The sequence below is a fragment of the Klebsiella sp. BIGb0138 genome (genome assembly GCF_004342285.1).
In the GTDB taxonomy this organism is placed as follows: domain Bacteria; phylum Pseudomonadota; class Gammaproteobacteria; order Enterobacterales; family Enterobacteriaceae; genus Klebsiella.
Genome location: NZ_SMCV01000001.1, coordinates 66,923 through 79,626 on the forward strand (window position 1 = coordinate 66,923; position 12,704 = coordinate 79,626).

10 protein-coding genes are annotated in these 12,704 nt (G+C 59.0%); 7 read left to right on the forward strand and 3 right to left on the reverse strand.

What is annotated here, in order from left to right; all coding sequences use genetic code 11:
* From EDF73_RS00315 to EDF73_RS00335, 5 genes are all read left to right on the forward strand, one after another.
* Positions 1-804, forward strand: a complete 804-nt coding sequence (locus EDF73_RS00315) for a class I SAM-dependent methyltransferase (RefSeq protein WP_132724607.1) — start codon at positions 1-3, stop codon at positions 802-804.
* On the forward strand, positions 801-1,655 hold the full coding sequence (modD, locus tag EDF73_RS00320) for a ModD protein (protein WP_132724609.1): 855 nt from the start codon (positions 801-803) through the stop codon (positions 1,653-1,655). Before EDF73_RS00315 ends, modD begins: the two co-directional genes overlap by 4 nt.
* Before the next feature lie 26 nt (positions 1,656-1,681).
* A complete protein-coding gene (locus EDF73_RS00325) occupies positions 1,682-3,652 on the forward strand; it encodes a TonB-dependent receptor (RefSeq protein WP_132724611.1) in 1,971 nt (656 codons plus the stop codon).
* A 37-nt stretch (positions 3,653-3,689) separates the two neighbouring features.
* Positions 3,690-4,334 (forward strand): MOSC domain-containing protein, encoded by a 645-nt coding sequence (locus EDF73_RS00330; protein ID WP_132724613.1) that lies wholly within the window; start codon positions 3,690-3,692, stop codon positions 4,332-4,334.
* 265 nt (positions 4,335-4,599) lie between these two features.
* Positions 4,600-6,720, forward strand: a complete 2,121-nt coding sequence (locus EDF73_RS00335; protein ID WP_132724615.1) for a TonB-dependent siderophore receptor — start codon at positions 4,600-4,602, stop codon at positions 6,718-6,720.
* Between the two features lie 92 nt (positions 6,721-6,812).
* On the opposite strand, the gene emtA is transcribed toward EDF73_RS00335, so the two are convergent.
* Positions 6,813-7,424, reverse strand: coding sequence for a membrane-bound lytic murein transglycosylase EmtA (gene emtA / locus EDF73_RS00340; protein WP_132724617.1), 612 nt, complete (start codon positions 7,422-7,424; stop codon positions 6,813-6,815).
* 95 nt (positions 7,425-7,519) lie between these two features.
* Between emtA and ldcA the strand changes: the two genes are divergently transcribed.
* Both ldcA and EDF73_RS00350 read left to right on the forward strand, forming a co-directional pair.
* The gene (gene ldcA / locus EDF73_RS00345; RefSeq protein ID WP_132724619.1) at positions 7,520-8,434 is read left to right on the forward strand and encodes a muramoyltetrapeptide carboxypeptidase; all 915 of its coding nucleotides are present in this window, start codon (positions 7,520-7,522) and stop codon (positions 8,432-8,434) included.
* Positions 8,435-8,527: 93 nt separating this feature from the next.
* A complete protein-coding gene (locus EDF73_RS00350) occupies positions 8,528-10,261 on the forward strand; it encodes a potassium/proton antiporter (protein ID WP_132724621.1) in 1,734 nt (577 codons plus the stop codon).
* A 15-nt stretch (positions 10,262-10,276) separates the two neighbouring features.
* Here the strand turns inward: EDF73_RS00350 and dadX are convergent, their stop codons facing one another.
* Positions 10,277-11,347, reverse strand: a complete 1,071-nt coding sequence (gene dadX / locus EDF73_RS00355; protein WP_132724623.1) for a catabolic alanine racemase DadX — start codon at positions 11,345-11,347, stop codon at positions 10,277-10,279.
* Positions 11,348-11,356: 9 nt separating this feature from the next.
* Positions 11,357-12,655 carry a D-amino acid dehydrogenase gene (locus tag EDF73_RS00360; protein WP_132724625.1) on the reverse strand — a complete coding sequence of 433 codons (1,299 nt, stop codon included), beginning with the start codon at positions 12,653-12,655 and terminating at the stop codon, positions 11,357-11,359.
* Between the last annotated feature and the right edge of the window lie 49 nt (positions 12,656-12,704).

Genomic DNA, 12,704 nt, shown 5'->3' on the forward strand with positions numbered 1-12,704 from the left:
ATGCTTATTGACGAAATTAACTTTGCAGAGCTTTACCAGCAGCAGCTCAGGCTCGCCGGACGGACGGAAAAATCCCCGGCCCACTGGGACGCCAGGGCGGAAAAAATGGCCATCAGCGGTACGCAGCCGCTGGCTGACTACCTGTTGCAGCTGCTGGACAAAATCGATCTCACCGGCGCGGAAAGTTTGTTTGATATGGGCTGCGGGCCGGGAACCGTCGCCCTCGCCCTGGCGGACAAACTCCGCGCCGTGCACGGCGTCGATTACAGCCCGCGGATGCTGGAGGTCGCGCAAAAGCGCGCCGCGCAAATGAATATCTCCAACGCGCGCTGGCACTGCCGGGCGTGGGAAGCGTCGTGGCACGATATCCCGCGCTGCGATATCGCCGTTGCCTCCCGCTCGACGCTGGTCGCCGATTTGCGCGAGGCGATGGAAAAGCTCAATCGTCAGGCGCGGCTGCGCGTCTATACCACGCATCTCGTCAGCCCAACGTTTATGTCGCCGGCCATCCAGCGCGCGATAGGGCGCGCCGTAATCGAGCTGCCGAACTATATCTACGCGTTGAACGTTCTGTATCAAATGGGTATTCAGGCGCGGGTCGAGTTTATCCGCGGTCGCAACTGCCAGCGGGATAACAGTACCTTTGCGCGTTTCGAGGAAAACGTCAGATGGACGCTCGGCACGCTTAACGATGAGGAGCGCGCGCGGCTTCGCCACTGGTATCAGCAGCAGGATCCGCAGGCCATCGCGCCGGCCACCCGCGATTGGGCGCTGATCTTCTGGGATTGTGGAGAAACCGCATGATCTACCTGCCTCAGGCGCTCACCGATGCGTGGTTGATGGAAGATATTCAGGGCGGCGACCTGACGACCCGCGCGCTGGCGATCGGAACCCGTCCAGGGGTCATTGAGTTTCGCCATCGTCAGGGCGGCTGCGTGAGCGGTATTTCCCCGGCGGCCCGGATGCTACAGAGTCTCGGGTTATCGGTGACGGCGCAGCTGGAAGACGGCGCGCAATCGGCGCCCGGTGAGATGCTGCTACGCGCAACCGGTAATGCGAGCGCTCTGCATCAGGGCTGGAAAGCGGTGCAAAACGTCCTTGAATGGAGCTGCGGTGTTTCAGCTTATGTTCATGCCATGCTGGCCCTGCTGCATGCCCGTCATCCTACCGCCCACATCGCCTGCACCCGCAAAGCGATTCCCGGTACCCGGCTGTTAGGTCCCCAGGCGATCCTCGCCGCGGGTGGCTTAATCCACCGCGCCGGCTGTGCTGAAACCCTGCTGGTGTTCGCTAACCATCGGCGCTTCCTGCATAACAGCGGCGACTGGGTCCACGCGATTCAACTGCTGCGACAACAGTCGCCGGAAAAGAAAGTGGCCGTCGAAGCCGAGACGCCCGAAGAGGCATTGGCCGCGTTGCAGGCGCAGCCCGACATTGTGCAACTGGATAAATTTACCCCGCAACAGGCCCGTCGGGTCGCCGAACAGGCGCGCCAAATCGCGCCAGACTGCACGCTGGCGCTGACGGGGGGCATAACGTTAACCCGCTTAAATCAGTACCTAGATTGTGGAATTGAATTGTTTGTTACTTCGGCGCCGTGGTATGCGCCACCGGCGGATATTGAGGTCCGACTGCAGCCAGACGATGCAAAATAAAATAACCGTAAACAGGGATAATAAAAATGAGAGTCAGGAAATCCTATCTTTGCACATTCATTAGCCTGAGCCTGAGTCAGGCCGCGTGGGCGGATCGCCCGGAGGAGTCGCTGACCGTCTGGTCCAGCTCCGTTCCGGCGGCGACCACCAGTATCCTCGGGCAAGAGACCATCAGAAGCCTGGACAGACAAGATGTAGCCCACGCGTTGTCAGCGGTACCCGGCGTGGTATTGCAAAAATCAGGCGGCCGTAATGAATTACAGGTGAAAATTCGCGGCTTCGACGGCCGTCAGGTCCCGGTTTTTTTCGATGGCGTACCGATATATGTTCCCTATGATGGCAACCTCGACCTTGGCCGTTTTCTGACGTCGGACGTAGCGTCAGTGGAAGTCGCGAAAAGTTACTCCTCCCTGCTGCAGGGCCCTAATCAAATGGGCGGCGCGGTCAATATCACCACCCCACGGCCAAATAAGCCACTGGAGGCCAGTGTCGGTTATCGCCAGGGCTGGAGCCGCAGCGAAGATAGCGCCTATGACACCCATGCCTCTCTCGGGGTAAGCAATGAGCTGGGCTATATACAGCTTAGCGGTAGTCGCCTGAAGCGCGACTTCCTTGCCCTGCCTCACGGCAGCAATAGCCCCGTTGCCGGTGAGGACGGCAAAATGGCTAATTCGGCAAGTGACGATAAGCGCGGGATCTTTAAGCTCGGTTTTACGCCACGGGGTAACGATGAATACGCCTTCACGTGGATCAAGCAGGACGGCGAGAAGCAGAACCCTCCTTACGCCGGGACCAGCACGCAGAAATCACGCTACTGGCAGTGGCCGGAATACGATAAAGAAAGCTATTACTATCAAGGGACCACGCACCTCGGCGACCGATTCACGCTGAAAAGCCGCCTGTACCACGATACCTTTAAAAATACCCTGATGATGTATAACTCGCTGGCCGACCTGCAGCATAAAACCGGCAGCTACAGTCACTATAGCGACTACAGTACCGGGGCGGGTCTACAGCTCTCTACCGATATTCATGAAAGCGACCAGCTCTCTTTCGCCGTCAACTGGAAAGATGATATCCATAGAGAAAAGAGCGCCATTAATGGCCCTTATGACCGTTACCAGGATCGTACCTGGTCCCTCGCCAGTGAATATCAATGGCAGGCCGCGGAGAATGTCGATATCGTTGCCGGGGTAAGCTATGACTGGCGCAACAGTATTGAGGGGATGAAGCACGAGAAAAACGACAGCGTGACTCGCTACGACGGTAACAAGCAGGATGCGTTTAACTGGCAGAGCATGGCTCGCTATCACTTTGCCAACGACGACACGCTGGCGCTTTCATTTTCCGATCGCACCCGATTCCCCACGCTCAAAGAGCGCTACACCACGTCGAAGCCGGCCAAAGACCAAATTGCGCTGGTTAACCCTCAGCTGAAACCTGAGCGCGCCCGTAGCGTTGACCTGACCTGGAACGGCCATCTTATCGGTAGCTGGGCCTATGAAGTCAGCGCCTACTATAACCGCGTCAGCGATGCCATTATGTCAATCGCGATAGATGATGATACCGTGCAGAACCAAAACAGCGGGCGGGTCGATTATCGCGGCCTGGATCTGGGCATCAAAGGCTCGCCGTTTGCCGTGCTTGACGTCGGGCTAAGCTATGGCTTGATTCACGCGGAAACGAAACGGCAGGAGACCGGTAAGGTGACCGATCTGCCAAATCAGACCCTGACCGCCTGGCTGACGCTAAAACCGACAGAGCCACTGCAGATCACCCTTTCTGAAGAGGCTCGTTCCTCAAGCTACAGCAGCAGCGACGGCAAGCAAAAAGCGCCGGGATTCGCTATCACCCACCTACGCGCCGATTATGCAATAGGCCGTGGTTTCAGCGTCAACGCCTCGGTGAATAATCTCTTCGATAGCCACTACTACTACAGCGAAGGATTTATTGAGGAAGGACGCAACTTCTGGGCCGGCGTGGAATACCGATTCTGATTCATTCTCCGCCTCGCGGAGAAATAAGGAGAACCCTATGGTACCCGATTTTAAGGTGATACTGCACTCTATCCTCGGCAATCAGCGCCAGGCGGATGGCTCGCAGCGTAAGGTCGCGTTAAGCGGCAGTGTGTATCTCAAAGCCCATGGACTGGAAGCGGAAAACGGCATTCAGGAACATTTTGCGGATCCCGATTGCGCGCTAATGCATTATGCGCGCGAACATTACGATTTCTGGCGCGAACGTTATCCGGCGCTGGCCGGGCAGAGCCTCACGACCGGAATGTTTGGTGAAAACTTTTCTACCTACGGGATGACGGAAGCTAATGTCTGCCCGGGCGACGTCTTCCGTATTGGGACTGCTAAAATCCAGCTATCCTGGGGGCGCGTCGCCTGCCAGACGATGGCCGCGCGGTTACAGGATCCGGATGCGCCGGAGTTGATGCATCGGCAATCGCGTAACGGCTGGTTTTATCGGGTGATCGAGCCCGGCATGACCCGCTGCGGCGATACGCTGATCCTAATCGATCGCCCCGCCGCCAGCTGGCCGCTGAGCCGGGTACAGGCCATCATCTTTAGCGACGGCGGCACGGAAGACGAACTACAGACCCTCTCCGCCATGCCGTTTCTTGCCGCCCCCTGGAGAGAGATAACCCGGAGACGCCTCGACAGCCGCAGTTGATTCTCTTCCGCTGATGACCACTGGCTACCAAATCTGGTAGCCAGTTAAGGTATTCCCTTCTGCCTGTTCTCCTGTTCATCCCCTTTGTACAGGATAAACATGATATTTTTCATGGGTTTTTATTTCCTGATTAACTAATCACCCCTTGATAACACAAAACCAAACAATAATAATTCGCATTACTTTTTTACGAGAGATGACACTTTCGCTTTGTTCTCGCGGCGGCGTACAGGAGTACCAGACCGCGTAAATTCAGGATTATGCAATGATCGCTCGCCTCACCTGCAAACGCTCCGTGCTGCTGTGCGCCCTGGCCGCCGCCTTCCCGTGCGCCAGCCTGGCGGAAGACACCATCGTCGTCACCGCGCAACCGGTCGATTCCGCGACCTCGCCCACCCGGGGATATCGCGCCAAAACCTCCGCCGGGGCGACCAAAACCGATCGGCCGCTGATCACCACCGCCCAGTCGGTTTCGGTCATCACCCGCCAGCAAATGGAGGACCAGGGCGCGAATACGATTAGCCAGGCGCTGCAATACACCCCGGGCGTGTACTCCAGTTTTGGCGGCGGCGCCACGCGCTTTGATACGGTCTCCCTGCGCGGCTACCACGGCGGCGATGTCGATAACCTGTTCCTCGACGGAATGCGCCTGATGAGCGACGGCGGCAGCCATAACGTGCTGCAAATTGATCCGTGGTTTCTTGAACGCGTTGACGTCATCCGCGGCCCCTCTTCGGCACTGTATGGCCAAAGCGTACCGGGCGGTTTAGTTAACCTGACGTCTAAACGCCCGCAGTTCACCTCCGAAGGCCATTTTCAGCTCAGCGGCGGCACGCAGAACACCAAAGGGGCGGCCTTCGATTATACCGATGCCATCAACGATCAATGGGCCTACCGCATTATCGGGATGACGCGCACCAGCGACACCCAGTACGACAACAGCCGCGAAGAGCGTTACGCTATTTCGCCCTCACTGCTCTGGCAGCCCGACAGCGACACCTCGCTGCTGCTGCGCGCCTACCTGCAAAAAGATCCCTCTGGCGGCTACCACGGCTCGCTGCCGCTGGACGGCACCCGCTACGCGCACAACGGGCGCAAGCTGTCTACCAGCACCAATGAAGGCGATCCGTCCGACGGATATCAGCGCCGGGAGCAGATTTACAGCTACGAATTTAATCATCAGTTTAACGATGTCTGGTCAGCCTATTCCGCGGGGAGCTACACCCACACCAACGTCTCGCTGGATCAGGCGTACCAGGTCGGCTGGGTGGACGACAGCGATATGCTTACGCGCGGCTACAGCGGCTCTCGCGGTTCACTGGACGCCTGGTCCACCGATAACCGTCTGCGCGCGGACTTCAACACCGGCGACCTGGCCCATACCCTGATCGTCGGCGCGGAATACCACCGCTTCCGCAATGATCTGTGGACCGGCGCCGGCGACGCTTCCGCGCTCAATCCGTTCAGCGGTTATACCGCCCAGAGCGGGCATACGGTGACCTACAGCGATGATAATAACCGCCGCTACTATCAGACCGGACTCTATCTCCAGGACGAGATGGTATGGAACCGCTGGCATCTGGACGTGTCCGGGCGCTACGACCGCATTGTTTCCCGCCAGGTCAGCGACACTTCAGGGACCGCCAGCCGTCGCTCCGATGATCATATTAGCGGCCGCGCTTCACTGCTGTATGCTCTGGAAAACGGTCTGTCGCCGTACCTGAGCTACAGCCAGGCAATTACCCCGGCGATGCTGCCGGGAGCCAATGGTACGCTGCTGAAGCCAACCACCGCAGAACAGCTGGAAGCGGGGCTGAAGTTCCAGCCGCCGGGCAGCAGCGACCTGTACAGCATCGCGATCTACGACTTAACGCAGAAGGACGTGGCGACGCGCGATCCCAATATCGCGACCGCCACCTTTATTCCGGCCGGGAAAGTTCACTCTCAGGGCGTGGAGTTGGAGATGCATAACCAAATTACGCCGGAGCTGAGCACCCTTGCCTCCTACACCTGGAACCGCCTGCGCTTCCAGGACACCACCGATGGCACCAACGACAATACGCCGCAGCTGACGCCGGATCAGATGGCCTCGTTGTGGGCGCGCTATCAGTTCCCGGCCGGGATCAGCGCCGGAGCCGGGGTTCGCTATATTGGTAAGCAGTGGGCTGATGATGCGAATACCGAACGTCTGCCGTCAGTCACGCTGCTGGATGCGATGGTCCGCGCCGAGCTTGGCGTCTGGTCGCCGTCGCTGAAAGGGGCTTATGTGCAGGTGAATGCCAACAACCTCAGCGACCGGGAATATGTCTCCGGCTGCTACGGAACCGGCAACTGCTACCGGGGCGCCGAGCGTAGCGTTATCGCCACCGTCGGTTACGATTTCTGAGTAACGCCCCCGGCGACGCGGCGCTTGCCGGCTACAACATCGCACCATCTGTAGCTCCGTTAAGCGCCGCGCGCGGGGGAAAAGGCCCGCCGCTACATGGCGTCCAGCGCCTGCTGCAGCTTCCAGATATAGCGCGGAGCCTGCGGCGCCGGATGCTTTTTCACCACGTGTTCAAAGAACTCATCGGCGTCCATGTCGTTGATCTCATCAATCGCGTCCTGGCGATTCGACGAGAAGGTGCGCAGCAGCGCCCCGGCGCCATTGGCGTAAGAGACCACCACCGCATAGCGCATCACCTGCGGATCTTTAATTCCGGCAAGCGGGCCATTCTCGAGGATGCTCAGGTAAGCCGCCCCCATAGAAATATTCCGTTCCGGGTTTTTCAACTCGCTGACCGACGGTTCGCCGCGCCAGCCCATGCGCCGGTAAACATCGCGTCCGGAGGTGGAGGGTTTCAGCTGCATCAGGCCTACCGCGCCGGATTTACTGATCACCGTCGGATTACCGCCGGATTCAATAGCGATAATCGCCGTCACCAGCTGCGGGTCGACGCCCCACGCCGCGCCGGCTTTTTCACTGATCGGCATCCACTGCATCGCCCGCTTCACCGGCACTTCGGCGTTCCACGGCGGGTTACGATAATCCTGTTTTGAGCTACAACCGGCCAACAATACAAACAAAAAAACAAACCATCTCAATTTCACACATCTATCCTTATTGGCTGAAGTTTGCCGCCTGGAGATGACAATAATCGCTCCAGGCGGCATGATAACCCTTTCATTCTTAGCAAGGAATTGTCATGTCTCAGTTTTATCTGGTCGCCCCCTCAGGTTACTGCATCAACCAGCAAGCGGCGAACCGCGGCGTACAGCGTCTGCAGGACGCCGGACATCAGGTGATGCACCAGCAGGTCATCACCCGCCGGCAGCAGCGTTTCGCCGGGACTGAACATGAACGCCTGAGCGATATCAACCAGCTGGCCGCCCTTGAAGGCCGTAACCGCATCGTGATGGCGGTACGCGGCGGCTACGGCGCCACCCGCCTGCTGCCGCACATCGACTGGCAGGCCTTAATTGCCCGTCAGCAGCACAACCCGCTGTTAATTTGCGGCCACAGCGATTTCACCGCGATCCAGATGGGTCTGCTGGCAAAGGGTAGCATAATCACCTTCAGCGGGCCGATGCTGGCAGGTAACTTCGGCGCCGAAACGCTGGACACGTTTACTGAACATCACTTCTGGCAGGCGCTGCGTTGCCCGGAGTTTACCCTTGAGTGGCAGGGCGACGGGCCAGAATGCCGCGCCCAGGGCACCCTATGGGGCGGGAATCTGGCGATGTTAACCTCACTGATCGGCACGCCCTGGATGCCACAGATAACCGACGGCATCCTGGTGCTGGAAGATATCAACGAACATCCGTTCCGCGTCGAACGGATGCTGTTGCAGCTGCTTAATAGTGGTATTCTCGGCCATCAGCGGGCAATTATCCTCGGCAGCTTCACCGGGGCCAATCCTAACGACTATGATGCCGGTTATGATTTACCGATGGTCTATGACTATCTCCGCGCACAGCTCGCTGTTCCGCTCATCAGCGGGTTAGATTTCGGTCACGAACAGCGCACCGTGACCCTGCCCCTCGGCGCGAAAGCATTGCTGGTGAACAACGCGGCCACCACGACCTTAACGCTTAGCGGTCATCCGGTACTGACAGAATAAAAACTTCTGTGACACATTTCCGGATCCTCCGCAGGTTGTTAAAATGATGTCAATTTCACAAATCACTTCTCGTCAGTAAGGAGTACGTCAACTTTGGACGCCGCTGCGGTCATTAGTTTGTTTATTCTGGGTTCGGTATTAGTAACCTGTAGCATTTTATTGAGTTCCTTTTCCTCGCGCCTTGGCATCCCGATTCTGGTCATCTTCCTCGCCATCGGTATGCTGGCAGGCGTCGATGGTATCGGCGGCATCCCTTTTGACAACTACCCTTTCGCCTACATGGTGAGTAACCTGGCGCTGGCGGTGATCCTGCTTGACGGCGGGATGCGCACCCAGGCCAGCTCTTTTCGCGTCGCGCTGTGGCCGGCCCTCTCTCTCGCCACCGTCGGGGTGCTGATCACCTCCTGTCTGACCGGGGTGATGGCCGCGTGGCTGTTCCATCTCAATCTTATTGAAGGGATGCTGATCGGCGCGATTGTCGGTTCAACCGACGCGGCGGCGGTGTTCTCGCTGCTTGGCGGCAAGGGGCTGAACGAGCGTGTCGGCTCGACCCTGGAGATCGAATCCGGCAGCAACGACCCAATGGCGGTATTTCTGACCATCACCCTTATCGAGATGATTCAGCAGCATGAAAACGGCCTGAGCTGGATGTTTGCCGTCCATATCGTCCAGCAGTTCGGTCTGGGCATCGCCATTGGTCTCGGCGGCGGCTATCTGCTCTTGCAGATGATTAACCGGATTGTGTTACCGACCGGTCTCTATCCTCTGCTGGCGCTGAGCGGCGGGATTATGATTTTTGCCGTCACCACCTCGCTGGATGGCAGCGGCATTCTGGCGGTGTATCTGTGCGGTTTCCTGCTCGGCAACCGGCCGATTCGCAACCGCCACGGGATCCTGCAAAACTTCGATGGGCTGGCGTGGCTGGCGCAAATCGCCATGTTCCTGGTGCTCGGCCTGCTGGTCACCCCGTCCGATCTGTGGCCGATCGCCATTCCGGCGCTGCTGCTGTCGATGTGGATGATCTTTATCGCCCGTCCGCTGTCGGTGTTTGCCGGTCTGCTGCCGTTTCGCGGCTTCAACCTGCGTGAGCGGGTGTTTATCAGTTGGGTGGGCCTGCGCGGGGCGGTGCCGATTATTCTCGCCGTTTTCCCGATGATGGCCGGCCTTGAAAACGCGCGTCTGTTCTTTAACGTCGCCTTCTTCGTGGTGCTGGTCTCGCTGCTGCTGCAGGGCACATCCCTGTCATGGGCGGCCAAAAAAGCCAAAGTGGTGGTGCCGCCGGTGGGCTGGCCGATTTCCCGCGTCGGGCTGGATATTCACCCGGAAAATCCGTGGGAGCAGTTTGTTTACCAGCTGAGTGCGGATAAATGGTGCGTCGGCGCGGCGCTGCGCGATCTGCATATGCCGCCGGAAACGCGCATTGCCGCGCTGTTTCGCGATAATGCCCTGCTGCATCCTACCGGCAGCACCCGCCTGCTGGAAGGCGATATTCTCTGCGTCATTGGTCGCGAGCACGACCTGCCGGCGCTGGGCAAAATGTTTAGCCAGTCGCCGCCGGTGGCGCTTGACCAGCGCTTCTTCGGTGACTTTATCCTTGATGCCGATGCCAAATTCGCCGATGTGGCGCAGATTTACGGTCTCGACGGCGGCGAAGAGTTTCGTGAAAATCAGCAGTCGCTGGGCGATGTCGTGCAGCAGCTGCTCGGCGCCGCGCCGGTCGTCGGTGACCAGGTGGAGTTTGCCGGCATGCTGTGGACGGTCGCGGAAAAAGAAGAGGATCACGTGCTGAAGGTCGGGGTTCGCGTGGCGGATGATGAGGCGGAGTGATCCGCCTCAGGCAAGTTACCCGGTCACCACCGGAACGCGCGGCGCCAGCGCGCACATTAACTCGTAGCCGACGGTGCCGCAGGCTCCGGCGACATCGTCAATTTTAATCTCTTTCCCCCACAGTTCGACCGGCGCGCCGATCCCCGCCTGTGGGCACGGCGTTAAATCGACCGCCAGCATATCCATCGAGACCCGTCCCACCGTGGTGGTGCGCACCCCGTCAACCAGCACCGGCGTGCCGTCCGGCGCCACCCGCGGATAGCCGTCAGCGTAACCGCAGGCCACGATGCCGATGCGCTGCTCTTCTGCCGCCCGATACAGGCCGCCGTAGCCCACCGCATCCCCGGCCTTCAGGTTTTGCACGGCAATAATTTCGCTGCTGAGGCTCATCACCGGCTTGAGTCCACTGTTGGCAATATCCTGCCACTGACCGGAAGGCGAGGCGCCATACAGCACGATCCCCGGCCTGACCCAGTCAAAATGCGCTTCCGGATGCCACAGCGCCGCCGCCGAATTCGCCAACGACCGCGCGCAGTTAAGCCCCTCTGCCGCCTGTTCGATGCGGCGCATCGGCTCAACAATACCCTGCGGATTTTCCGCGTCGGCAAAATGCGACATCAGCGTCATTTCACTGACATTGGTCAACGCCCGCAGCTGCTGCCAGACGGTATGAATACGCTCCGGCATAAAGCCCAGACGATTCATCCCGCTGTTGACCTTAACGTAGATATCCAGCGGCGCGTGCAGCTTCGCCTGCTGGAGCGCCTTAATTTGCCAGTTACTGTGTACGCTGGTGGTCAGGCGATACTTATCAAATAGCGCCAGCTCATCGGCGTGGAAAAAGCCCTCCAGCAGCAGAATCGGCCCTTTCCAGCCGTGTTCCCGCAGCAGGATCGCCTCTTCAAGATTGAGCATCGCAAAGCCATCCGCGCCGCTCAGCGCGTTCCAGACGCGCGATAAACCGTGACCATAGGCGTTGGCTTTCACCACCGCCCACAGGCGCGACGCGGGGGCCGCGCGCCGGACAATCTGTAAATTCTGCCGCAAGGCCGACAAATCAATGCTGGCCAGTACAGGACGAGACATGAAGACTCCTTAGTTATGAACACCGTGCAGGTGCTGGGCGCGCGCCGGGGTAAAACCGGGGCTGTAGCGCGCAACGGCGAGGTCATCATACGGAATTGCCGGCGTGCGGCCCGAGATCAAATCGCTGAGCAGCTGCCCGGATCCGCAGGCCATCGTCCAGCCCAGGGTGCCATGCCCGGTGTTGAGCCACAAATTCTTATAGGGCGTGCGACCGACCACCGGCGTGCCGTCCGGGGTCATCGGACGCAGTCCGGTCCAGAAGGTGGCCTGCTCAACGTGACCACCGCGCGGGAACAGATCGCGCACCACCATTTCCAGCGTTTCGCGACGCGGCTGTAACAGCTCTTTATTAAAGCCGACAATTTCCGCCATTCCGCCCACACGAATACGCTGGTCGAAACGGGTAATCGCGATTTTGTAAGTCTCATCAAGAATAGTCGAAACCGGCGCGCCGTCCTCCCGGGCAATCGGAATCGTCAGCGAATAGCCTTTTAGCGGATAGACCGGAATATCCACCAGCCCTTTCAGCATCGCCGTAGAATAGGAACCGAAAGCCATCACGTACGCATCGCCTTTAATAATTTCAGCGCCGCATTTCACGCCGTAGATCTGTTCGCCTTCATACAGCAGCGCATCGACCGAGGTATTAAAGCGAAACGTAACGCCCGCCTGCTCGGCCATCGCCGCGAGGCGCGTGGTAAACAGCTGACAATCGCCGGTTTCGTCATTCGGCAGGCGCAGGCCGCCGGTCAACTTGTGGCTTACCTCGGCTAAGGCGGGTTCGACCTCCAGCAGACGTTTCGCCTCCAGCAGTTGATAAGGCACGCCGGCATCCTCCAGCACGGCGATGTCGCGGGTGGCGTTCTCGTACTGCTTTTCGGTACGGAAGAGTTGCAAGGTACCGCCCTGGCGCCCTTCATACTGGATACCGGTACTTTCGCGCAGCGCCTTCAGGCAGTCGCGGCTGTACTCGGCCAGGCGCACCATCCGCCCTTTGTTCTCCATATAATGGCGGGTATCGCAGTTGCGCAGCATCTGCCACATCCATTTCAACTGGAACTGCGTGCCGTCGAGGCCGATCGCCAGCGGCGCATGCCGCTGGAACATCCATTTGATGGCCTTCAGCGGCACGCCTGGCGCCGCCCATGGCGCGGCATAGCCCGGGGATATCTGCCCGGCGTTGGCGGCGCTGGTCTCTTCGGCGGCGCCGGGCTGGCGATCGATAACCGTCACCTCATGCCCCGCCTGGCTTAAATACCAGGCACTCGCGACCCCAACTACCCCACTTCCCAGTATGACGACTCGCATAGCGACTCCGTAATAGTTAAAGAACAATCATCTAATTACAAATTGATAA

What these genes read in the sequence shown, in the direction of transcription:
- EDF73_RS00325 (WP_132724611.1), top strand. Translation starts at nt 1,682, where the DNA reads ATGAGAGTCAGGAAATCCTATCTTTGCACATTCATTAGCCTGAGCCTG.
- EDF73_RS00330 (WP_132724613.1), top strand. Translation starts at nt 3,690, where the DNA reads ATGGTACCCGATTTTAAGGTGATACTGCACTCTATCCTCGGCAATCAG.
- EDF73_RS00315 (WP_132724607.1), top strand. Translation starts at nt 1, where the DNA reads ATGCTTATTGACGAAATTAACTTTGCAGAGCTTTACCAGCAGCAGCTC.
- EDF73_RS00335 (WP_132724615.1), top strand. Translation starts at nt 4,600, where the DNA reads ATGATCGCTCGCCTCACCTGCAAACGCTCCGTGCTGCTGTGCGCCCTG.
- dadX (WP_132724623.1), bottom strand. Translation starts at nt 11,347, where the DNA reads ATGTCTCGTCCTGTACTGGCCAGCATTGATTTGTCGGCCTTGCGGCAG.
- EDF73_RS00360 (WP_132724625.1), bottom strand. Translation starts at nt 12,655, where the DNA reads ATGCGAGTCGTCATACTGGGAAGTGGGGTAGTTGGGGTCGCGAGTGCC.
- ldcA (WP_132724619.1), top strand. Translation starts at nt 7,520, where the DNA reads ATGTCTCAGTTTTATCTGGTCGCCCCCTCAGGTTACTGCATCAACCAG.
- modD (WP_132724609.1), top strand. Translation starts at nt 801, where the DNA reads ATGATCTACCTGCCTCAGGCGCTCACCGATGCGTGGTTGATGGAAGAT.